Genomic DNA, 22,178 nt, shown 5'->3' with positions numbered 1-22,178 from the left:
AACTTTTTCAAAAAACAAAAAACTTTATTCATCAGGAGGAAAAAAAGATGAAAAAAATGCAAAAAGCAGGAATTGTAATGTTAAGCGTAGTAGTACTTGGTGGGGTAGCTCCAGCAGTAGCTCCGTCGGTACTTAATTTGAATGGTAGTGTGGTTTATGCTGCTGAAGAAACTCACAAAGTAACGATCTACTACAATCTTTATGATGATCCAATGAGTCCATTCAGTAGTAGCAGTAGCAGTAAAGTATTTTACGTTACTCCTAACCAACCATTGTCAGATCATATCCCAGAAACATTGCCTGGTGGATATGTATTTGCTGGCGCAAGAGCACATAGTGGAGGTAGTGAAGGTGTATCCCTAAGCTCACTTAACGATCCTTTTGGTAACTGGACTAATTTCTATGTCACATATCCTAAAAGTAAAAGATCTGGTGCTAACAACAACGCTGGTACAGAAGTGAAACCAAACAATGATGGTAATGCAAACGCTGGTGCTAACAACAACGCTGGTACAGAAGTGAAACCAAACAATGATGGTAATGCAAACGCTGGTGCTAACAACAACGCTGGTACAGAAGTGAAACCAAACAATGATGGTAATGCAAACGCTGGTGCTAACAACAACGCTGGTACAGAAGTGAAACCAAACAATGATGGTAATGCAAACGCTGGTGCTAACAATGATACTAGTAAAGCTCAAGCAACTAATCAACAAGCTAAAAAAGGTAGTAGCACCGTAGCTTCAGCTAGCGGTAAAGTAGAAGCTAAAAAAGCTTCAAATACAGCTGCTGGTTCTGACCTTCCAATGCTTCTTGCAATGGTAGGTAGTGTTTTAGCTTTATTCTCTACACTTTTCAAAAAAAGTGCTAAAGAAGAATAGCAAGAATTAATTTTGTTCTATCAACTATAAAAAATATCCCCTCTAGCAGTAGCTAGGGGGTTTTAATTTATATTGAAAAATTATTGTAATTATGCTTAAATAGAGGCATAGTTTAAATATAAGGGAGTAAAATGGAAGAAGGGCAAAAAAAAGGAAAACTTTTTGCTAAAATATCAAAAAAGAAGTTAATTTTACTAGTAGGTTTCTTTTTTGTTATTATTATTTTAGCTATGGCTGGTTTTTTCTTATTAAATAAAAAAGAGGAAGAAAAAGGCATTAAAGTTGGTGACACTTTAATTACTGATAAACAGATTTCTAAAAATGCTAAGGACATGCAGAGCTTTTTGAATAATAATAAAAACATTAGCTATGGCGAGGGTAATATAGAAGATATTGCTAGAAATGATCTTCTTGTGAACGCTTTTTTTAAGAGCAAGCAAATGAAAGATATTTGTAGTAAAGAAGTTACCGTCAACAATAAAAATATATATGGACTACGCAATAAACCCACTTCTGACAGTAAAGTTGCTGATAATTATGTAAATGATCTAGTTTCTAATGAAGGAGAGTATGCGAAAATAAGAATGGAAAATGAATTCTTTGAACGCTCTTTTGCTGACTGTGTATTAACTAGAAAGAAATTAACTAGGGTATCTATTTTATCTTATGGAAATTACTACTTAACTCTTAAAGATGAAGATTTTAAAAAAGAAGTAAACAACGCTAGAGATTTTCTTGATAACAAGTATACTAAATTATTTAAAGAAAAAATCAAAATAGAAGATTTATCTAATAAAGTAGATTATAATACTATATCTAATAGAACTCCTAAGATGGATTATTTTAATAAACCTAATAAAGTTGGGCTATTTTCTGAGAACTGGGGAGGGCAATACTTAACATACAAAAACCCTAGAAATTCAAAAGAAGCTACTTTGCTTGGTGGAGTTAATGTAAATGATTATGTAGAAAAACTAAAAGAGGGTGAGTATACTCCAGCGATTATTGGAAGTAATGGTGAAGTATCAATAATAAGGGCAGAAAAGGTTTTTGGTAATTATAGCTCATGGGAGAAATTTTATAAGGAAAAAATTAATGGTTATAGGGGAAATAATAAAATAAGTATTGATTCCCCATTAAATAAGATTAGCAACAGTAATTCTACTCTTACAGCATCTTGGTCTTCAGCTTGTTATGGTCGATTCAGTAGTGAGATACATAATGTGCGCCATAGATTCACATTTAGAATAGGAAGCGGATGGTATGTAGATGGAGGGGTAACTATGAGTAGTCATCAGACTCCAGGTTCATTTGATGGTGAGGAGACTTGTGCTGTAAATGATTATGGTAGTCTAGGCCGCGGAGAAAGTGTTATAACGCTAGTGATGAATTGTTTAGGCGAAGGTCCAGGAGGGACGGGATATGCCGGTTTGGATATTTCTTTGCCTACAGGATATAAAATAAAAAGAGTAAGATATGCTGGTGATGCATACAAACCTGAGGCTAGTGATGAATACAAATATTCTGCAAATGATAGCTATTTTGGATATTATTTTATTAGAGGCCAAAATGGACTAGCATATATAGATTGGGATATATATTTAGAACAGGAAGAGCACTTCCAGACAGATCCGCAATCATATATAAAAGTAGGAAATAAGAACGAAAGAAGTTATTCACAATACTGGAATAGAAGTAACCCACTAAGGGTTCATCTTGGTGATAATGTCTTCTTCAAACATACAAACAGAATGTATGACGCAAATAAGAGCTTTACTATATCTACAAGTATTAATAGGAGCATCTCTAGTGATATAGGATATGGGGGCGGTTCTGAAGGCCCAATGGATTATAAAAGCCTTAGTTATTACAACGGCGAAACGAAAACATTTGAGGGTAGCTCATTGCCAAGCAGTGGCCGTTATATTGTAAGAGAAGGAGATATTGGTAAAACGATTTGTCAAAGCATAACAGCCGTTCTGGGAGCGAAATACATAAGTGGTGGAGTGGATCCTAGCCGAACATCTAATGAGGTATGTTTCTATGTAGAACCACAACCATGGCAAATAACTGCTTCAACCCAAATAGGTAAGAATGGGTCAGGCTTTGGAACAAGGCACTTTAACGTGAATGCTGGTGACTCAATAACTTGGCGACATTCATTCAGAAACAGCACTAGCTACGTAGCACCTGGCTTCCCTGGAAATACTATTGAAAATAACCCGCATACCTATACTAATGCCGGTGGACAAAAAGCTTATGGCTTGACTAATAAAAACCAAGCAAGCAGTAGAGCAACTAACGACTTTCAGTTTAGGACAAACTCAGGAAATATTGATCCAGGCCAAACTAAAACTACGAACGATAGTAGATATACCTATAGAGTGCAAAGTAGTGACTTAGGAACATCACTTTGTCAACGAGCTTACGCTACTCATAGCCGAGACCGTGGAAGCCCTACTGTAGGTGAATGGCTATGTGCTTATGTACCTTACCACTTTGATATTACTAACTGTATTAAAAGCCCAATGGATGGCAATTCAAGTAACTGTAGTAGTGGTGAAATACCAGTAGAACCTGGTGATGATGTACCGATTATTCCAAAAGTACCAAATAAGGGAACTAGAACCCCAAGGAATACTAAATGGAAAATTACCCAATGGGAAGTTGATGGCGTAGATGAAGAAATTCCAGTACCTACAAACCCAGTAGATAACCGTAATGGTAATACTGCTAGCCATTATAATGAACAATTTAGAGGAAAAGGTAAACGATTCTCAGTAAAAGAGGGTGAAAGAGAATTCCAAGTGGGTGAAAATACACTTCAAGATATTTTAAGAAACATTAAAATACCTGATAATGCACCACTAGGCCAAAGGTACTGTGTTGCTGTATCAATCTCAGCACCTACAATGCTAGAGAATGAAACGCAAGAAGAACAACAGGCTAAAGTTGGTAGAGATTGGCGACATTCACAACCACTTTGTATGCTTGTTACCAAAAAACCTAAAATGCAAGTATGGGGAAATGGCTTGTATTCTCGTGGTGGAGTGGTCACAAGCGTTTCTAGGGGCTTAGGTTCTTGGGTAGAATATGAGGCTTTAGTAGGTGGACAAGTAAAAGGCTTTAAGTCTGAATCTTCACAAACAACTAGAAACTTAACAATTGATAATTTTGTAAACGGTGCTGGATCATTCGGTCAAGGTGCTTCAAGTATTAACGCTATAAGAAATAGCTTAAATACTAAATTCCCTAGAAGTGATGGCAATGAAGTACGAGTTGATGAGGGTATAGGAACCTTTAACGGCGTTGATTACCGAAGAGGAGGCTCCCCAATAAGAACACATATTATTAAAGGTAGGGACATTGTTATAAATGGTGACATTTTTGTGCGAAACCCTATAGGAACTAATGGTATTAAACAGTTCCAACAAATAATTATGATTGCCGAGGGTAATATATATATACAAGGAAATGTAGGTAATATAGACGCATGGCTAATTGCTACAGGTGATATTTATACTTGTGCAAATGGGGCAACAACTGGCCACGGACATGTTAACCAAAAGAACTGTGGTAAACACTTAGCCGTAAACGGACCGGTGCTAGCTAACAACCTACATTCATGGCGAACCTACGGTTCAGAAAATAAGGCTGGAATGGATAGATCAACTCCTGCTGAAACTTATAACCAAAGGGCTGACATATATATGTGGGCACAAGCACAAGCTAGTGGAAATGGTAAAATGTTAACAACTTTCTCAAAAGAGTTGCCAGTAAGGTATTAGTAGAGGAAAGGTGATATGAAGAATATGAAGAAAAACTTTAGTAAAAAAGGTAGCGTTTCAATCTTTATTGTTGCCATTACCTGTGCATTAGTGGCTATTATGGCAGCTAGCTTTATGCGGCTAATGGTAAGAGATCAGCAACAAGCAACACAACAAGACTTATCCCAATCTGCGTACGATAGTGCGCAGGTAGGGGTAGAGGATGCTAAAAGATTTTTAGAGAACTTTAACACAAGATGTGCTGGTGGTAACGATACTACTAACGGAGAATGTCGACGAATGGCTGATGCTATGGCAAAAAGAGAGTGCGACACTTTAGCTAGTGGTGGTATAGGAACTGCTGGAGCTGAAACTAAAGTGCAATCAAGCGCTGGAAATAGTGCAAGTAAAGTTGATTTAAACCAAGCCTATACATGCGTTAAAATTACACGTGATACGGCTGATTTTCTAGGTTCAGCAACTGAAGGAACTTCTAGAATGATAGCCCTAAGGGGAACAAGTGCTTTTAACCAAGTAAGGATATCTTGGCACAATAAAGAAGACTTAACAAATAAAGATAACACTAATATAAACTTAGAGAATGAAAGTAGCCCAAGGCCAAAAACTACCGTTCCAAGCAATAAAGAATGGAAAAACGCTATTAATAGGCCGGCTATTTTGAAAACACAGGTTTACGGTTACCGTTTTAATAGTGACAATGATAGATTACTAGAAAGGTTAAATAATAACTTTTCTGCTGGTAATTCAGGTGTTGGTGGTGTTAATGGTGGTACTGGGCTAGATGAGATGCTCCTTTACCCAGCAAGTGGAATTGCTACATCTAATACTTCAAGGCTTCCATCTACAAGGCGTGAGGGTGACACTACTAGAACAGATAGATATACTTTAACAAGATGTGAAAGTAATTTAGACAGAGGACAAGAATTTGCTTGTTCAATGCTAATAGACTTAAGGCACGAACAACGACCAGAAGATTTCGCGTTCTTAAGGTTAACGCCAATTTACAATAGGGCAAGCTTTAAAATTGAATTATTAAATAATGGCAAAGTAGTGAATTTTAACGGTGTGCAGCCGTCTGTAGACTCCACAGGGCGAGCTAATGACCAATTTAGGCGAGTGCAAAGCCGAATTGAGTTTTCTGACCCTAACTTCCCAGTGCCAGATTTTTCAGTACAAACAGAAGATCAGGCAAAACCTGTATGTAAAAACTTCTGGGTAACAAACTTAAGGCAGAGTGACAAAAACTCATTTGATTGTAAATAAAACAAGTGAAAAAAGCTATAAAAAAAGAACCTCAATAAAAAGGAGGTTCTTTTTATAGTGTTAGAGTTACTTTATATAGATAATTAGAAGCAATAGAATTAACTAGCTTAATGGTAAAAAATAGAAATAACGCTTAATAATATGCTATTTGATTAATTTATTTTAGCTCTTTAAGGCTATGAGTAAAACAAGGTAAAAATAAAAGGGGGCAAAACTACGAAAAAAGAACTTAAAAAATAACCTACATTTTTACGGTAGGTTATTTTACTATAATAGTTTTATTACTATTTTGCGTATTCTATAGCACGAGTTTCACGAATGATATTTACTTTAATAACGCCAGGATATTGCATTGTGCTTTCAATTTTATTAGCAATATCACGAGCAAGTTTAATGGCTGATAGATCATCAATTTTTTCAGGGCTTACAATAATACGAATTTCCCTACCTGCAGAAATAGCGTAAGCTTTATCAATTCCATCAAAACTAGTAGCTACATTTTCAAGTTCACGCATACGCTCCATAAAGTTTTCAGCAGCAGCATTACGCACACCAGGGCGAGAAGCACTCATTGCATCTGTAATTTTAACAATAATAGCTTCCGGAGTTGTCGCTTCAACATCATCATGGTGAGCAGCTATAGCGTTAACTACACGTGGATCCATACCGTATTTTTCGGCAAGTTCAGCACCTATTTGAGCATGTTTGCCCTCAATTTTATGAGTTACGGCTTTGCCAACATCATGGAAAAGGGCAGCCGTTTTAGCTATTTTAATATTAGCACCAATTTCTTCAGCAATTAAACCAGCAATATTAGCCATTTCAGTAGAGTGTTTTAATACGTTTTGACCATAACTAGTACGGAATTTTAGCTCACCTAGTAAGCGAAGCATTTCACGAGGTAAACCAGAAATACCAACTTCCCTGGCAGCATCTTCACCAGCACGATTGATTTCTTTATTAATTTCTTTTTGGGCTTTTTCTACAACTTCTTCAATGCGAGCTGGATTAATACGACCGTCTTTCATAAGCAACTCAAGTGATAGCCTTGCAACTTGACGGCGAACAGGGTCAAAACTAGATAATACAACCATGCCTGGAGTATCATCTACTAATACATCAACACCAGTAGCTCTTTGAATAGCTTGAATATTACGGCCTTCTTTACCAATAATACGACCTTTCATTTCATCATCTGGTAATTTTAAAGCCGTTACGGTTCTATCAGCAGTAACTTCGCTAGAGATACGTTCCATGGCAGTAACTAAAATGGTTTGAGCACGCTCCTCGGCATCTTCTTGTGTATTTTTTTGAATTTTAGCTACAAGGTTAATCATATCTTGTTTCATTGATTTTTCAGTAGCAGCAAGCAAGCGTTCTTCAGCTTCTTTACGATTTAATTTTGCTATTTCTTCTAGCTTATTTGTTTGCTTCTCTTTAATTTTAAGGACTTGTTCCTTTAAATCTTCAAGCTCATTTTCTTGTTTTCTAAGTGACTCGTTTCTTTTTTCTAACTTTTCACTTCTTTCATTAATTTGGTCTAGCTTAGCATCTAAAACAGTTTCACGTTCTATAAGACGGTTCTCTGTTTTTTGCAGTTCTTTACGACGGTCGCTTTCATCTTTTTTAGCTTCCTCAGTTATTTTAATTGCTTTTTCATTAGCTTTAGCTAAAATTTCTGCAGATTTTTTTTGCGCAGTAGCAATTATTTTGTCGGAATTATTTTTAGCGTTAGCAGTTTTTACTTTTTGGTAAGTAAAAACACTACTACCACCAACTAAAATACCTATGATGGTAAATATAATGTCCATATCGTTCCTTTCATCAAAAAATAAATTAAAAAATCAAAATGCTTTACTATAAAAAGCTATAATAATATTATAACACAAATGGTAAATATAAGCTTGCTTCAAACTAGCAAAATAAAGATAGTTTTGGTATAATTTTATTATGCTAATGTCTTTTATTTCTTGGTGGTATGGAAAAGGTTGGGTTTTAAAGGCAGAGAAAACTTTAGACGGAATTGAAAGGTCTATTGATACTTTTTCGCTTGGCTTATTACTTAGAACTTGGTTTGCACCATTTAGGCAAATTGATGCTGGTGGGCTTGTAAATGCTTCACTGGAAATGCGAATGCGTAAGTTTTTAGATAGGCTTGTTTCCCGTTTTATAGGAGCGTTGCTAAGAACTATAGTAATGCTAATAGGTATATTTTATATTGCAGGGAAAACAATATATGGTTTATTTATTTTATTATTATGGCCATTATTACCTATTTTGCCAATTACTTTTTTTGTAATGTTTATAATTGGCTGGACTCCACAAATTTTACCAAAAATTAAAGACAATATGGAAAAAATGAAACAAGAAAAAACCATAAAAGTTGAACAGGTACAAACAAAAAAGAAAGGGTGGTTATTTAGATGATTTTTGATTACGGACATATAAGAGCTAAAAAATCACGCTTAATGAATGGATTAAGGCCATTTTTAACTTTAATTAAGATACTTAGAGTTATAGCTATAATATCTGGATTAACCTTAATACTATTAGATAAACCAATAGGTTGGCTTATTTTGGCTGTTATAGTGCCTTTTATTATTATTTTAAATTGGTGGAATGGTGAATTGCACCGTCTTAACCCTGACGCACCTTTTAATTTTGAATCGCGAGTAGCTAGTAATATATTAGGTAAAATGCCTAAAAATATTACTTCTGAAAAAATAGCTGAAATAATACTAGCATCTTCCGGTGGTATGTTTATTGCTACTCGTTTCGGACTTGGAAAAACTACTATCACTAGTCTTGCAACCTTACCACAAAATAGCCCTGAGAATATTTTTCGTACAGCTTTGCAGATTCACCAAGATTTAAATACAGTAACTATATCGGGATCAGTATTGGCACTAGCTGTAGTTAAAAATTACCCAGACTATGAAAAATTATTAGCACAATTTTATATTGATTTTAGTGACCTTGAAAGAGGCGTTAAATGGCATGACCATATTTATTCGTTAATTGGTAAAATGAAAATGCCACGTAAAACTGGTGGCATTGCTAGAGATTGGAGTTTTGGCTGGACGCCTACTTTAGATAGATTTGGTAGTAATATAACCCAGCAAGTAGCTGGAAATGTATTAATGAGCTCTAACCTAGAACAGCACCACGATATTATTGAAAAAATGATAAGCCAGTTTTCAGCTAACGGCAAGCAAAATATAGCTTTAATAGGGCCAGATGGGGTTGGTAAAAGTACTGTTGTTAATGCTTTTGCTGAGCGTATTGTTAATGGCGAAAATAAAATACCGTTAAACTTGCAATACCGTCAAGTTATCTCTTTAGATGCTGGGGCAATTATTGGGGCTGCTCCTGGTAGGGGTGAAGTTGAAAATTTAGTAAATTATATATTGGCTGAAGCTTATGCTGCTAAAAATATAATTATCTGTCTTGATAATGCGCAACTATTTTTTGAAGATGGGGTGGGGTCCGTTGACATCTCCAATATTTTACTTCCAATAATAGAGTCTGGTAAACTACGCATGATTTTAACAATGGACGAGCAAAAGTTTTTGCAAATTTCTGCAAAAAAACCAAATTTAGCTACAGCACTCAATAGGTTGCAGGTGCAGCCAGCTAACTTTGAGGAAACTTTGGCCGTAATGGAAGATAAACTGATAATTTTTGAACATCAAAATAAAGTTTTTTACCAATACCAAGCTTTAAAAGAAGCCTATAACCTATCGCAAAAATATATTTATGATTTAGAGATGCCAGGTAGGGCAGTACGCTTATTAGAGATGGCGGCTAGTTTTGGTAATAATGGACTTGTTAATGCTTTATCGGTAGAGAATGCAATTGAAAAAACGATGAACGTAAAAGTTTCTACAGCTAAAGCTGAAGAAGAAAAAGAAACACTTCTAAACCTTGAAGATATATTACATAAAAGAATGATTGGTCAAGAAAAAGCTGTTTCAGCCGTAGCTAATGCCTTAAGAAGAGCCAGAACCGGCGTGAGAAATCAAAATAGGCCAATTGGTACATTCCTATTTTTAGGGCCAACAGGTGTAGGTAAAACAGAGCTAGCAAAAGCATTAGCTGAAGCTTATTTTAATGGTGAAGACAATATTGTACGTTTAGACTTAAATGAATATGTGCAGTTAGATGACGTGGCAAGATTGATAGCTGATGGTGCTAAAGATGCAGGATCATTAACAGCACAAGTTATGAAAAAACCTTTTTCGGTTGTACTTTTAGATGAAATTGAAAAAGCTCACCCTAATGTACTTACAGCACTATTGCAGGTATTAGATGAGGGTATATTAAGGGACGAACGAAATAGGGAAGTTTCTTTTAGGGATACAATTATAGTGGCTACATCTAATGCTGGAGCTGATAGGATTAGGGAATTGATAGAGAGAGGTTATAGTGCTGCCGATACAGAAAGTATTATTGTAAATGATTTAATTAACAGCCGAGAATTTCGTCCTGAATTCTTGAACCGTTTTGATGAAGTTGTAGTGTTTGAGCCATTAACAAAAGAAAACTTATTGCAGATTATTGATATTATGCTAGCTAGCGTTAATAAAATGCTAGCAGGACAAAAAATAACTGTAGAAGTAGAAGCAGAAGCAAAACGATTATTGGCAGAACTAGGTTATGACCCACAACTTGGTGCTAGACCTATGCGAAGAGTAATTCAAAAAGTAGTAGAAAATACTATTGCTAGAAAAATGCTTTCAGGAGAGGCTACTGCTGGCTCAAATATTATAATTGATGAAAATATAGTCCGGGAAAGTTTATAACTTAAAATGAAACAGCTATTTCAGATTGGGCTTGATTTAGCCTTAGCCTCTCTTAACCCTATTATCTCGTGGTTTATGCTGAGTTTAATTTTAGACTCTCGACTTATTAATGTATTTTCGATTACTTATCCACTTCAATTTGTATGGTTAATGTTGCGTGATATTTTTGGTGTAGGTGCAAACTTAGTTTCAATAAAGGTTAGGAATTCTAAGATTGTTGATGCTGGAATTTTTACCGGTTTGATATTTTCTGGGATTATTTTTGGGCTAGTAGCACTTAATATTGATAAATTTATTATTTTCATGAATGCCGATCCTAGTATTTATCGAGACTTTTGTCTTTATATTGCGCTTCAGCTTTGGATTCAGCTAGTTTTTTGTATAATTTTGGATAAACTTTATTATCAAGATAAAAACAAAATTGCAAACAAATATTCATTAACCTTTAATCTATTAAATTTTATCGTTTTTATCGGTGCTTCATTTTTAACTAAAAATTCAAAAATAATAATTAGCGCAACTTTACTGACGATTTTCGCTTTTACTCTTTTTGTATTTATTAGAGAAGTGCGAAGAGTTTCTTTTAGGTTCAATATTTTAAGATCGATAAAAATAAATTCTATGGATTTTGGCGAAAATTTAATTTTATTTTTTGTTTATCTTTTTGGCATAGGTAAAGCTTTTTCTTTTGGTGAAGAGTATGCTTTAGCAATAACTTTTGTTACCTTAATAACTGATATTCAATGGGATGTTGCTACAGCGATTCAGACTAAAACTAAGATTGACATCGCTAAGAAGCGTATGAATTTCCCGAAAAGTTATAAGAATTCTTATGTCTTGATTTTTGTATTAATTTTGAGCTCAATTATTGCTTTTGTAAGTATGAAAAATTTTTATGATTTAAATCTAGGTATTTCTATTACTTTTGTAATAATTGAGTATTTAGCATTTTTGTTATATCCTCAGTATCGATTAAAACTAGATTTTATTCAGTTAAAATTTTCTGCTAAAATTGCTACTTTTATAAAATCTTCTGCTATGGCATTTCGGCTTCTTCTAGTTATCGTATTTAGCCCCATTACTCCATTTGCTTTAAGTATTGCTCAAGTCTTAGCGCAATTATATCAGGTGATATTTGTTAATTTAGTTTTTAGTCGAAGATATAAAATACTTTCCACCGGGAGAGCGATTCGAAAAAATCAAAAATAAAACTCCGAGTACGGAACTGCGGAGGTTTATTTTGGAGGGCCAGGAGGGGCTTGAACCCTCGACACCCTGCTTAAGAGGCAGGTGCTCTAACCAGCTGAGCTACTGGCCCATATAATAGTTACATTTTATCATATTAGCAATATAAAGTTAATATGGTAATAGATTAAAAATATTAAAATTCTGTGGTACCCCCGGTAGGACTCGAACCTACGGCCAGGAGGGTAGAAACCTCTTACTCTAATCCACTGAGCTACGGGGGCCTATGTAAATATTATAGCAAAATAAAAATACAAAATCAATTAATTTTATTTTTTACAAGGAAAGCAAAATCCCCTCGATAATTAAATTATGAGGGGTTTTACTAAAACAAAAAAGATCAAATGGTGCGGGCGGAGAGAATCGAACTCTCATCACTTGCTTGGAAGGCAGGTATATTAGCCGTTATACGACGCCCGCATGTAGTTAATTATAGCAAAGCGTTAAAATAAAATCAAGTAAAATAAACCCCATTTTTGCATACAATAAAAGGTTTATGCTAAAATATAACTATATGAAAATGAATGACTTTGTGACAAAAACTAATTTAAACGAGGTTATGCACAGCAGTGGGTACGCTAAAGCACAGTCTGGCTCTAATTTTGGTTCAGCTGATAGTAGAAATAGTTTTTCACAAAGACAAAAAATAGATTATTCACAAAGTATTGTGAAATCTTATAGCGATTCTCAGCTAGGCAGGTTAGATTCAAATAGAAGAGCAGCTAGAACTGGAGCGAATTCTACATTAACTAAAATACGAGAAAGACGTCAGCAGCTAGAAGAAACGCAAGGCATGAATAGGCAGAAGAATATGGCTTTAAAAGATTCTGATATAGATTCATCAACTAAAAGAAGAATGGGCACTTATAGTAGTAATAATAATAGTAGCTCTAGAAATTCTAGTCGTGATTTTAACAGTATTAGCCAAAGTGGTATAGCAAGGGGTTCATCTTTTCAAAGTAGTAGCACACCTAGTGGTAATAATTTTTATAATTTTAGACCACCTTTAAAATAAAATTTTATTGATGATAATTTAAAAATATGCTATAATAAGCAAATAGTGTGGCGGATGTAGCTCAGCTGGTTAGAGCGCTGGATTGTGGCTCCGGAGGCCGTGGGTTCGAACCCCATCATTCGCCCCATATAAGAGCAGTAGCTCTTTTTTATTTGACAAAAAAAGAAAAATATGCTATAATTTAGTTATAAATTTGCCGACTAGGAGGAAAAGAAAATGGCAAAAGGACTTTACACAATACCAGAATTAGGCTCTAAAAATGTAACTATGTTTGGTGGAGAAATACAAAATATCCTATGGCAAGAGCATGGACAAGGTGAAATTTGGGACATTTTAGTTGTTATAAGCAAAGCGATCACTGACACTGCAAATGCTTTAGCAGAAGCAGATAACTACGGTGAAAGTAGCGATATTGTAATAAAAGTTAATGATGTTTTATGTATCTTATATGATGGCAAAAATGCCCCTAAAGGTACAGTAAAATTTAACTTACTATTTGCTAATAAATTGCTAAACAACTTAAGAATGATGCCTCGACACGACAGAACATTTATGTCTAACAATCTTAAAGAATATATTGCCGAATATCAGGATTTTTATTCTAAGTAATTCTGGTATACCCCTCTTTATAGAGGGGTATTTTTATACTAATAATGTTTCAATTTGGGCACCTAGAGAATTTAAACGCTGGGCAAAATCTTCATATCCCCTATTAATATTATATACATCACGCAAAGTAGAGACGCCCGGAGCGGCCAGCATAGCAATAAGGATCACGACGCTTGGCCTTAGAGCTGGTGGGGCAACTATATCAGCTGGTTTCCATTTAGTTTCACCAGTTATCCAAACACGGTGAGGGTCTACAAGCTCTATTTTAGCGTTAAGCTTAGAAAGTTCAGTAAAATAGATGGCACGGTTTTCATAGCTCCAATCATGAACAAGAGTTCTACCATTAGCCATAGTAGCAATAAGACCCAAGAATGGGAGATTATCCATATTGATTCCTGGGAAAGGCATAGCGTGGAGCTTATCTTTAGCAGCAGTTAGTTTTGACTTATGAACCGTTACGTCAATTAGGCGAGTTTTTTTATTGCGTGAATAGTATTCTGGAGAAATATCAAAAATAGCACCCATTTGAGATAAAGTTGCTAGTTCTAGTTCTACAAATTCAGCAGGCATTCTTTTAATTGTTATTTTGCTTCCTGTTGTTAGAGCAACAGCTACAAAGGTTATAGCTTCTATAGGATCTTCGCTTACAAAATATTCAACATCTTTATTAACAGAATTTACGCCGTGAATTATTAGAGTTGTAGAGCCTATTCCTTCAATTTTAATACCTAATTCTTCAAGGAAGAAACAAAGGTCTTGCACCATATAGTTTGGGCTAGCATTACGAATTGTTATTTTTTGACCACTTAAAGCAGCTGCCATAATAATATTTTCAGTAGTTGTGTCGCCTCGTTCGGTAAGGAGTATAGGCCTTAATACTTTTTGCGGGTTATTATTTACTATGTAACAGTCGCTAGAAGCATCAACTTTACTGCCAAAATGCTTTAGGCCTGCAATGTGGGGTTCTACTGTGCGTTTTCCAAGGTTGCAGCCACCGGAAAAAGGAATTTGAAAATGATTGTATTGGTGAAGTAATGGGCCAAGAAACATTAATATAGAGCGAGTGCGTTTGGCTGCTTGTACATCAAGATTATGAAAGTCTAGTTTTTCTGGGGGTATAATTTCTAAGTCATTATCTTCATTAAGCCACCTTGTTTTTACTCCTATAGAATTTAAAACTTCAATAATACGGTTAACTTCTTCAATTTTAGCTACTCTACGAAGAGTTGTTTTGCCTTTATTAATTAAAGAGGCACAAAGTAAACCAACAGCTGCATTTTTACTTGTTTTTACTTCAATAGTTCCTGAAAGTTTACGGCCACCATGCACTCTGAAATTAGTTTTTTTATTAGCGTTAACAGATATAATTTCACTTGATAATACTTCGGATATTCTTGTTAACATTTCAAGGGTTAAATTTTGCTTACCACTTTCTATACGGTTAACAGCACTTTGAGATGTTTTAAGTTTTTCAGCAAGTTCAGATTGAGTCATGCCACGATATACACGAGCTTCTTGTATTAACAATCCAATTTTTTCTAAATAAGCTTGATCATTTTTCATATTATTAATATATCATAAATGATATATAGTGTACAATACTGCATTTTAAAATATAGTATGATATAATTTAACTTATGATATAGTAAAAAATTCCTCAACAAATATATATAGAAACAATAAAAAGGAGTTTTTAAGATGATTCTTGATAATGAAATATTTAATGCCATAAAAAAAGAAGAACAAAGGCAACGAGAAGGGTTGGAATTAATACCGAGTGAGAATTATGTTAGTAGACCAGTTTTGAATGCTTTAGGTTCAGTACTTACTAATAAATATTCAGAAGGTTATCCTGGAAAAAGATATTACGGTGGTCAAGAAAATACAGATATTATTGAATCTTTAGCTATAGAGCGAGCTAAAAAGATTTTTAAAGCCGACCATGTAAATGTTCAGCTACACTCAGGTGCTAACGCTAATGAAGCAGTTTATAATGCTTGGTTAGAGGTTGGCGATACTGTTTTAGGTATGGACTTAGCACAAGGAGGCCATTTAACTCATGGCTCACCAGTAACAAGAAGTGGTAAAATTTATAATTTTGTGCGTTATGGCCTTGATGAAAATGGCGATATTGATTATGAAGATATAGAGAAGAAAGCTGAAAAATATAGACCTAAAATTATATTAGCTGGCTTTTCTGCTTACCCTGGAGAAATAAACTATGGTAGAATTGCTGAAATAGGTAAAAAATATAATGCACTATTAATGGCCGATGTTGCCCATATTGCTGGGCTAATAGCTGGAGGAGTGGCAGATAACCCTTTTGATTACGGTTTTCATGTTGTAACTACTACAACACATAAAACTTTGAGAGGCCCTAGAGGGGGAATGATATTATCTAAAGGTGTAGTTTCTAATCCACTTAAAAAAGTAGAAAAAACAATTGAAAATATACCAACACTAATAGATCGTTCGGTATTTCCTGGTACACAAGGAGGTCCTCAAATGCATTCTATAGCAGCTAAAGCTGTAGCTTTGTATGAAGCTTTGCAGCCAGAATTTAAACAGTATGCTGAGCAAGTTGTTAAAAATGCTATAACTTTAGCTGAAGAGCTAAAGAAAAAAGGGTTTAAACTAGTAACTAATGGAACTAAAAATCACTTAATTTTAGCTGATGTATATAGTAGTTTTGGAATAGATGGTAAAGAGGCTGAAAAGGTAATGGATAAAATTGGCCTTACTTTAAATGCTAATTCTATCCCAAATGATCAGCTAACAATGTTTAAACCTAGCGGTATACGGTTAGGCACACCAGCTATTACTTCAAGGGGAATGACAGAAAAAGATATGTTAAAAATAGCTGACTGGATGGCTAAAGCTATAGAAAATAGGTATGATGATGAGTATTTACAGAGGATTAGAGAAGAAGTTAGAGAATTTGCTTTAAAATACCCACTACCTAGCGACAAGGAATAAAATGAATAGTATATTATCAAAACTTAGGAAAATTAAAAGTAATATTGATAGGGAAAAGTATTTTAAATTTTCTTTAATGTTAATAGTTATATTTAGCTTTAGCTTTTCACTCTTTTTAGCAAGTAGACAACAAGTTTGGTTTGATGAATCCTATTCAATTTGGATAACTAAAAATAAAACTATAAGTGAAACTATTAATTTAACTAGCGTAGATGCACACCCACCTTTTTATTACATACTTTTAAATATATGGGGTAGGATATTTAATTTTAACATTATGAGCCTTAGAGCTTTGAGTATAATTTTTTTTGCAGTATCTATATTATTTATTGGACTTTTTGTGAAAAAGATATATGGTAAAAAAGTTGCTACTGTAGTTAGCTTATTAATGGTTTTTTCGCCATTCCTGCTAAGATATTCTTATGAAATAAGAATGTATTCGCTAGCTAGTTTTATAGCTTTAATTTCAACTATTCTTTTTTGTAAAATTATGAAAGGTGGCGGACGAAAGAAAAGCTTTTATTGGCTTTATTACGGTTTAAGTGTACTTATTGGAATGTATACTTTATATACATTGGCTTTTGTATTTTTTAGTCATTTTATCATTGCTATATATAGCGTTATAAAGAATAAAGATTATAAAATTTGGCAAAAAGAGTGGTTTAAGGCTTACCTGTTTGCAGTTTTATGCTACCTACCGTGGATACCAAGTTTTAAGTTTCAGCTAGAAAATTCAGCTTCTTCAGGTATAGGTGATTATTTTAGTTTTAATGTAGCAAAAAATATGTTTGATTTTATCTTCTTTTATAAACCTGGCTGGGAATATCCATTAGGGTTCACCTTAATTATGGCATTATTTATATTTGTAATTATTAAGAGAGGTTTATTCAATAAAAAAGATAAAAAAATAAATAGAAACTTTTTTGTGGTATTTTGGTCGGCTATTTTGCCATTTATAATAATAGCTATACTATCTCAGCCTTTTATATTAAAGAAACCTTTCTTTGTAGAAAGATATATGTCGCAATATATTATTCTATTCTACTTAGTATTTTTTGTAGCAATAGCAAGAATGCTACTTAAAGTTAAAGATAATAAAGCTATTATATCTATAGTGACAGCAATAATTTTATTTACTGGCGTTAGTAATTTAGCTAGTGCTGGTAATTTTAACTATCAAAATTATAGAGAATCTAATGCTGGTGACAATATGGCTAAGATATCTACTATATGCGGAAACCATCCGATAATAATGGATGACATATATTTATTTATGGAACTAGAAGTATATAATAAACAATGTGATATGAATATTTTTACAGATAATCATAATAACTATGGTGGTGGATATGCACCAATTAATAAATATAAAAAACGAATATACGATATTGATAATCTAGATAATTTTTATGTAGTGATGAATAAAGATAAATACCCTGAATTTACTGGTGTTTATAGAATAGAAAATATTAAAGGTATTGAATTTAGTAATTTAAGTATGTATAAAGTTACTAAATAAAAAATATTTAATATAATAGAGGGATATGGTATAATACTAGTATTAAGCACCCGTAGCTCAACTGGATAGAGTACTTGGCTTCGAACCAAGCGGTTGCAAGTTCGAATCTTGCCGGGTGTACCATATTCTGAAAATTTTATACACTGAATATAACTTCAGTGTATTTTTATTAGATAATAATTTAATAATAACCTTTTTAAATTATATCATAATTGATATAATTGTTTTATGAATACTATAAAGTTAGACAATATTGAAATTAAGAAAAATATTAATATTGGACAGTTAACTACCATGAAACTAGGAGGAAACGCTAAGTATTTTGCTGTAGCGAAAACTAAGGAAGATGTAGTTAAGCTTATTGATTTTGCTAAAAAACAAAAAATAAAATTTTATATTTTAGGCGAAGGCAGTAATACCTTAGTTAGAGATAATGGTTTTGATGGTTTAGTTATTAAAATCAATATATTAGGGGAGGAAAAAGTTTTTGAAGATAATGAAAAAGTGATTTTTAAAATAGGTGCCGGTGAGCATTGGGACAATTTTGTAAGACATGCTGTAGATGAAGGTTACTGTGGTTGTGAGGCAATGGTAAGGATTCCTGGAAGTGTAGGTGCATTAGCTGTACAAAATGTGGGAGCTTACGGACAAGAGGCTAAAGATATTTTAGAGGAGGTAGAGGTTTACGATACTGATAGGTGTATTTTTACTACTTTAAAGAATGAAGATTGTGAAATGACTTATCGGGGTAGTATTTTTCGTGATAAATTTTTGGGCAAATATATTATTACGAGTGTTAAGTTAAAGTTAAAAAAACAATATCAAGCTTCTAATAATTTTTATATCAGCATTGAAAAATATTTAGACGATAATGGAATAAGTAAGGAAACTATTAATGCTAAGCAAATTATGAATATTGTTGATGATATTAGAAGAAATAAGTTGCCCGACCCTGAAAATATTGCTAGCTCAGGTAGTTTTTTCAAGAATGCTATTGTTGAAGAGTGCAATGCAAGAAAAATCAAAAAAGAATATCCTGACGCACCAATATTTGAATGTAGTGGCCAAGACAATAAGAAAAAAATTGCAACAGGTTGGCTTATAGATAAGGCAGGGCTAAAAAATAAGCTTATTTATGGTATGAGGCCATATGAGAAGAATGCTTTAGTGTTAACTAATGACAGTGCCAAGAATTTTGATGATTTAGTAATGGCTAGGGAGTTTATTGCTAAGGAAGTTAAAAATAAATTTGGCGTAGCTATAGAGCAAGAGCCGTTAGAGGTAGAATAAATAAAAGCCTTATATAAGGCTTTTATTTATTATTCATAATTGTATATCTATTCTTTATCTTCTGCTTTTTCTTCTTTAACTACTTCTGCTTCCTGAACTTCAGTTTCTTCTTCAGTTTCAGCATATCCAAGAATAGTTCCTTCTGCTAAGCTTTCTTTACCTAGTGAATCATTCCAAACATTCTCTCTATTACCAACTTGATAGAACCATACATATGTAGTTATACCAAAAGTAACAAGTCCTAGTGGAACTAGAATGAAGATATCGCTTTTACCAACTTTTTTACCGATTTCTTGAGCTGCAAAACAGAAGAATACGAAGTAGACGATACTTGCGAAAAATCCTATAACAGGAATTATTGTTACAAATGGAAGTAATACAAAAGCACCACTATAGCCACCAAGTTGGAAAAATATCCATTGATTATATATTGGCACCCAAGCTTTCCATGCTGGAAGACCTGCTAATTTAAAAATACGAGCAAAAAATAGAGACATAATTACATAGCCTGCTATAGCTACTGCTGGGATTAATAGTAGTAATAATATAAACCAAGTTCCCATACTTTCTACACTTGAAGTGTTGCTGTGGTAATAACCATAGTTTGTCCCGTAAGAATAGGCAAATTGTGATAAAAGATTCATCTTTTTCCTTTCAAAATTATATTTGTTACAAAAAATTATAACTACATAAATTGAAAAAGTCAATCAATAAGAATATAATATATAACAGATATGAAATTTTTAAATGGTGCCGAATTAAGAGATTTTATAAAAGAAAGACAAGCCAAGCAAGTTAGGGCATTAAGACAAAGCTGGCGAGTATTTCCAAAATTAGTAATTTTTTATGCAGGAGATAATAAAGTTACTGAAACTTATATGCGTTTAAAAAAACAGTACGCTGATGACATATTGGTTGATGTTGATATTGTTGAAATTACACCAAAAAATATTATTTCTAAAATAGAGCAAACTAATAATGATAAAAATGTGCATGGAATTATAGTGCAGCTGCCTTTAGATAAAAAACAAGAGTGGGGAGATGTTGAGGAAATATTAAGCTATATTAAGCCGGAAAAAGATGTGGATGGGCTTAATAGTGAAAGCAATATATATTTTTCAGCTACAGCACAAGCAATTGACTGGCTACTAGTAGGCTATAATATAGATTTAAAAAATAAAAAAATAGCAATTGTTGGCGATGGAAAACTAGTAGGTAAGCCTCTAGCTAGTATGTGGCTTAAAAGTGGCTATAACGTAATGACTTTTAATGAAGAGAATAGTAATGAGATGCAAAAAACTCTACACAATTATGATGTTGTTGTGAGTGCTGTAGGTAAGCCAGCACTGATAAAAAGCGAAATGTTGAAAAAGAACTGCGTAGTAGTAGATGCTGGAACATCTACGGACGGTGGTAAGGTGGTAGGCGATTTAGCTGAAGAGGTAAGAGAAGATAGAAAAGACTTAACGGTAACACCTAAAATTGGTGGCGTGGGACCATTGACAATAGCTTCGCTTATAGATAATGTGATTATTTCTGCTAGAAAACAAGCTGATAAGCAAGGGCAAGTTGACCTTTAATTGTTTAAAATATCTTTAACCTTATTAACAACTTGACGAGGTGTTAATTCTGCTTTAACTATATAATCTGTAACATTTAGGCTTTTTAATGCTTCAGGGGAATCTTCTTTGCTAGTATTTGTTAAAATTAGCACAGGTAAATTTTTACCCCATTTACTTTGACGAATTTGAGATAGAACCTCATCTCCATTAAGGTCTGGCATTTGAAGGTCTAATAGCAATAGATGAGGGTGATTTTTTTCAACCATTTTAATGCCGTCTTTACCGTCTAATGCTACATAGGTATCAAAACCTTCTAGTTCAAATTTCATTTTGTACATTTGGCTTATTACAGCATCATCTTCAATAATTGCTATTTTTGTCATTAGGCTAATTTTAGCATAATATTTTTTACTTTTCAAATCGGTTATGTTAAAATTACTACATGGAAATAGCTATATTCTTCTTAGGCTTTTTTATGGGTAGTGGAATTTGTAGCTTAATTATTCTTATTAGCCATAAAAACCATAAAGAAGATAAAGATAAAATTATTAAAGACGACTTTTTATCTATTGCTTCCCACCAGCTAAGAACCCCTTTAACGTCTATAAAAGGGTATTTGTCAATGTTACTTGAAGGCGATGCTGGCGAAGTGAATGACCTGCAAAAACGGTTTTTAATGGAAGCATTTAATAGTAGTGAAAGAATGGTTAGAATTATTGGAGATTTTTTAGGTGTATCTAGAGTGCAGTCTGGTAAGTTTGAACTGCAAAAAGAGGAGGGCGACCTTGCTAAAATAATAGATGAAGAGCTGATAGTTTTACAAGAAATTGCCAAAACACGTAATATTAAAATTAAATTTAATAAAAAACATAAGAAAATTATTTTTAGTGCTGATTTTAGTAAACTTAGACAAGTAATAATGAATATGATTGATAATGCTATTTTTTATTCTGAAAAAGATTCAGAAATTACCATAGAAGTGGGCGAAGATAAAAAATATGCATATTTTAAAGTTACGGATAGTGGTATAGGAGTGCCCGCTACTCAGCAAGGTAAATTATTCACTAAGTTTTATAGAGGTTCTAACGCACAAAAGAAAAGGCCTGATGGAACTGGCGTAGGTTTGTATCTATCTAAAAAAATTATAGATGAACATAATGGAGAAATTATTTTTTATAGCCAAGAGGGTAAAGGAAGTACTTTTGGATTTAAGATAAAAAAATAGACC

At 33.6% G+C, this 22,178-nt stretch carries 17 protein-coding genes and 5 tRNA genes; 15 read left to right on the top strand and 7 right to left on the bottom strand.

Annotation, left to right across the window (positions count from 1 at the left end):
- Positions 1 to 47: 47 nt before the first annotated feature.
- From G6CMJM_RS00190 to G6CMJM_RS00180, 3 genes are all read left to right on the top strand, one after another.
- Positions 48 to 881 carry a hypothetical protein gene (locus tag G6CMJM_RS00190; RefSeq protein WP_129718478.1) on the top strand — a complete coding sequence of 278 codons (834 nt, stop codon included), beginning with the start codon at positions 48 to 50 and terminating at the stop codon, positions 879 to 881.
- Between the two features lie 131 nt (positions 882 to 1,012).
- Positions 1,013 to 4,669 carry a hypothetical protein gene (locus G6CMJM_RS00185; protein WP_129718477.1) on the top strand — a complete coding sequence of 1,219 codons (3,657 nt, stop codon included), beginning with the start codon at positions 1,013 to 1,015 and terminating at the stop codon, positions 4,667 to 4,669.
- A gap of 24 nt (positions 4,670 to 4,693) precedes the next feature.
- Positions 4,694 to 5,932, top strand: coding sequence for a hypothetical protein (locus G6CMJM_RS00180; RefSeq protein ID WP_129718476.1), 1,239 nt, complete (start codon positions 4,694 to 4,696; stop codon positions 5,930 to 5,932).
- 284 nt (positions 5,933 to 6,216) lie between these two features.
- On the opposite strand, the gene rny is transcribed toward G6CMJM_RS00180, so the two are convergent.
- A complete protein-coding gene (gene rny / locus G6CMJM_RS00175) occupies positions 6,217 to 7,743 on the bottom strand; it encodes a ribonuclease Y (protein WP_129718475.1) in 1,527 nt (508 codons plus the stop codon).
- A gap of 139 nt (positions 7,744 to 7,882) precedes the next feature.
- Here rny and G6CMJM_RS00170 point away from each other — a divergent pair, with 139 nt between their 5' ends.
- From G6CMJM_RS00170 to G6CMJM_RS00160, 3 genes are read left to right on the top strand one after another with little or no spacing between them, the layout of a single operon-like run.
- Entirely contained in the window at positions 7,883 to 8,359 is a 477-nt protein-coding gene (locus tag G6CMJM_RS00170; RefSeq protein ID WP_129718474.1) for a hypothetical protein, read from the top strand.
- Positions 8,356 to 10,734 (top strand): AAA family ATPase, encoded by a 2,379-nt coding sequence (locus G6CMJM_RS00165; RefSeq protein WP_129718473.1) that lies wholly within the window; start codon positions 8,356 to 8,358, stop codon positions 10,732 to 10,734. The genes G6CMJM_RS00170 and G6CMJM_RS00165 overlap by 4 nt, the downstream gene beginning before the upstream one ends.
- 6 nt (positions 10,735 to 10,740) lie before the next feature.
- Entirely contained in the window at positions 10,741 to 11,943 is a 1,203-nt protein-coding gene (locus G6CMJM_RS00160; RefSeq protein ID WP_129718472.1) for a hypothetical protein, read from the top strand.
- Between the two features lie 32 nt (positions 11,944 to 11,975).
- Here G6CMJM_RS00160 and G6CMJM_RS00155 read toward each other — a convergent pair.
- The 3 genes from G6CMJM_RS00155 to G6CMJM_RS00145 all read right to left on the bottom strand — a co-directional run bounded on the left by G6CMJM_RS00155 (position 11,976) and on the right by G6CMJM_RS00145 (position 12,399).
- A tRNA-Lys gene (locus tag G6CMJM_RS00155) sits at positions 11,976 to 12,052 on the bottom strand.
- Between the two features lie 74 nt (positions 12,053 to 12,126).
- Positions 12,127 to 12,203 (bottom strand) — tRNA-Arg (locus G6CMJM_RS00150).
- 121 nt (positions 12,204 to 12,324) lie between these two features.
- Positions 12,325 to 12,399 (bottom strand) — tRNA-Gly (locus G6CMJM_RS00145).
- Between the two features lie 94 nt (positions 12,400 to 12,493).
- Between G6CMJM_RS00145 and G6CMJM_RS00140 the strand changes: the two genes are divergently transcribed.
- The 3 genes from G6CMJM_RS00140 (at position 12,494) to G6CMJM_RS00130 (ending at position 13,603) form a co-directional block, all read left to right on the top strand.
- Entirely contained in the window at positions 12,494 to 12,994 is a 501-nt protein-coding gene (locus G6CMJM_RS00140) for a hypothetical protein (protein ID WP_129718471.1), read from the top strand.
- A gap of 50 nt (positions 12,995 to 13,044) precedes the next feature.
- Positions 13,045 to 13,121, top strand: a tRNA-His gene (locus G6CMJM_RS00135).
- An 89-nt stretch (positions 13,122 to 13,210) separates the two neighbouring features.
- The gene (locus G6CMJM_RS00130; protein WP_129718470.1) at positions 13,211 to 13,603 is read left to right on the top strand and encodes a hypothetical protein; all 393 of its coding nucleotides are present in this window, start codon (positions 13,211 to 13,213) and stop codon (positions 13,601 to 13,603) included.
- A 33-nt stretch (positions 13,604 to 13,636) separates the two neighbouring features.
- Here the strand turns inward: G6CMJM_RS00130 and G6CMJM_RS00125 are convergent, their stop codons facing one another.
- A complete protein-coding gene (locus G6CMJM_RS00125) occupies positions 13,637 to 15,166 on the bottom strand; it encodes a helix-turn-helix domain-containing protein (RefSeq protein WP_129718469.1) in 1,530 nt (509 codons plus the stop codon).
- 135 nt (positions 15,167 to 15,301) lie between these two features.
- On the opposite strand from G6CMJM_RS00125, the gene G6CMJM_RS00120 reads away from it, so the two are divergent.
- The 4 genes from G6CMJM_RS00120 to murB all read left to right on the top strand — a co-directional run bounded on the left by G6CMJM_RS00120 (position 15,302) and on the right by murB (position 19,388).
- Positions 15,302 to 16,579 carry a serine hydroxymethyltransferase gene (locus tag G6CMJM_RS00120; RefSeq protein WP_129718468.1) on the top strand — a complete coding sequence of 426 codons (1,278 nt, stop codon included), beginning with the start codon at positions 15,302 to 15,304 and terminating at the stop codon, positions 16,577 to 16,579.
- Between the two features lies 1 nt (position 16,580).
- On the top strand, positions 16,581 to 18,098 hold the full coding sequence (locus tag G6CMJM_RS00115; RefSeq protein ID WP_129718467.1) for a glycosyltransferase family 39 protein: 1,518 nt from the start codon (positions 16,581 to 16,583) through the stop codon (positions 18,096 to 18,098).
- 46 nt (positions 18,099 to 18,144) lie between these two features.
- Positions 18,145 to 18,221, top strand: a tRNA-Arg gene (locus G6CMJM_RS00110).
- A gap of 105 nt (positions 18,222 to 18,326) precedes the next feature.
- Complete coding sequence (gene murB / locus G6CMJM_RS00105; RefSeq protein WP_129718466.1) at positions 18,327 to 19,388, top strand: UDP-N-acetylmuramate dehydrogenase; 1,062 nt, start codon at positions 18,327 to 18,329, stop codon at positions 19,386 to 19,388.
- 47 nt (positions 19,389 to 19,435) lie between these two features.
- Here murB and G6CMJM_RS00100 read toward each other — a convergent pair whose 3' ends face one another.
- Positions 19,436 to 20,032 (bottom strand): DUF5684 domain-containing protein, encoded by a 597-nt coding sequence (locus G6CMJM_RS00100; RefSeq protein WP_129718465.1) that lies wholly within the window; start codon positions 20,030 to 20,032, stop codon positions 19,436 to 19,438.
- Positions 20,033 to 20,122: 90 nt separating this feature from the next.
- Between G6CMJM_RS00100 and G6CMJM_RS00095 the strand changes: the two genes are divergently transcribed.
- A complete protein-coding gene (locus G6CMJM_RS00095; RefSeq protein WP_129718464.1) occupies positions 20,123 to 20,968 on the top strand; it encodes a bifunctional 5,10-methylenetetrahydrofolate dehydrogenase/5,10-methenyltetrahydrofolate cyclohydrolase in 846 nt (281 codons plus the stop codon).
- On the opposite strand, the gene G6CMJM_RS00090 is transcribed toward G6CMJM_RS00095, so the two are convergent.
- Positions 20,965 to 21,333, bottom strand: a complete 369-nt coding sequence (locus G6CMJM_RS00090; RefSeq protein ID WP_129718463.1) for a response regulator transcription factor — start codon at positions 21,331 to 21,333, stop codon at positions 20,965 to 20,967. The genes G6CMJM_RS00095 and G6CMJM_RS00090 overlap by 4 nt on opposite strands.
- 59 nt (positions 21,334 to 21,392) lie before the next feature.
- Between G6CMJM_RS00090 and G6CMJM_RS00085 the strand changes: the two genes are divergently transcribed.
- On the top strand, positions 21,393 to 22,175 hold the full coding sequence (locus tag G6CMJM_RS00085; RefSeq protein WP_129718462.1) for a sensor histidine kinase: 783 nt from the start codon (positions 21,393 to 21,395) through the stop codon (positions 22,173 to 22,175).
- Positions 22,176 to 22,178: the final 3 nt, after the last annotated feature.

The sequence above is a fragment of the Candidatus Nanogingivalis gingivitcus genome, from assembly GCF_004151455.1.
Taxonomy (GTDB): Bacteria; Patescibacteriota; Saccharimonadia; order Saccharimonadales; family Saccharimonadaceae; genus Nanogingivalis; species Nanogingivalis gingivitcus.
The sequence above is the reverse complement of the archived record's forward strand: the minus strand, read 5'-3'. Positions and strand labels throughout refer to the sequence as shown.

Coding starts and splice junctions, on each gene's coding strand:
- G6CMJM_RS00190 (WP_129718478.1), top strand. CDS start 48: ATGAAAAAAATGCAAAAAGCAGGAATTGTAATGTTAAGCGTAGTAGTA.
- G6CMJM_RS00185 (WP_129718477.1), top strand. CDS start 1,013: ATGGAAGAAGGGCAAAAAAAAGGAAAACTTTTTGCTAAAATATCAAAA.
- G6CMJM_RS00180 (WP_129718476.1), top strand. CDS start 4,694: ATGAAGAAAAACTTTAGTAAAAAAGGTAGCGTTTCAATCTTTATTGTT.
- rny (WP_129718475.1), bottom strand. CDS start 7,743: ATGGACATTATATTTACCATCATAGGTATTTTAGTTGGTGGTAGTAGT.
- G6CMJM_RS00170 (WP_129718474.1), top strand. CDS start 7,883: ATGCTAATGTCTTTTATTTCTTGGTGGTATGGAAAAGGTTGGGTTTTA.
- G6CMJM_RS00165 (WP_129718473.1), top strand. CDS start 8,356: ATGATTTTTGATTACGGACATATAAGAGCTAAAAAATCACGCTTAATG.
- G6CMJM_RS00160 (WP_129718472.1), top strand. CDS start 10,741: ATGAAACAGCTATTTCAGATTGGGCTTGATTTAGCCTTAGCCTCTCTT.
- G6CMJM_RS00140 (WP_129718471.1), top strand. CDS start 12,494: ATGAAAATGAATGACTTTGTGACAAAAACTAATTTAAACGAGGTTATG.
- G6CMJM_RS00130 (WP_129718470.1), top strand. CDS start 13,211: ATGGCAAAAGGACTTTACACAATACCAGAATTAGGCTCTAAAAATGTA.
- G6CMJM_RS00125 (WP_129718469.1), bottom strand. CDS start 15,166: ATGAAAAATGATCAAGCTTATTTAGAAAAAATTGGATTGTTAATACAA.
- G6CMJM_RS00120 (WP_129718468.1), top strand. CDS start 15,302: ATGATTCTTGATAATGAAATATTTAATGCCATAAAAAAAGAAGAACAA.
- G6CMJM_RS00115 (WP_129718467.1), top strand. CDS start 16,581: ATGAATAGTATATTATCAAAACTTAGGAAAATTAAAAGTAATATTGAT.
- murB (WP_129718466.1), top strand. CDS start 18,327: ATGAATACTATAAAGTTAGACAATATTGAAATTAAGAAAAATATTAAT.
- G6CMJM_RS00100 (WP_129718465.1), bottom strand. CDS start 20,032: ATGAATCTTTTATCACAATTTGCCTATTCTTACGGGACAAACTATGGT.
- G6CMJM_RS00095 (WP_129718464.1), top strand. CDS start 20,123: ATGAAATTTTTAAATGGTGCCGAATTAAGAGATTTTATAAAAGAAAGA.
- G6CMJM_RS00090 (WP_129718463.1), bottom strand. CDS start 21,333: ATGACAAAAATAGCAATTATTGAAGATGATGCTGTAATAAGCCAAATG.
- G6CMJM_RS00085 (WP_129718462.1), top strand. CDS start 21,393: ATGGAAATAGCTATATTCTTCTTAGGCTTTTTTATGGGTAGTGGAATT.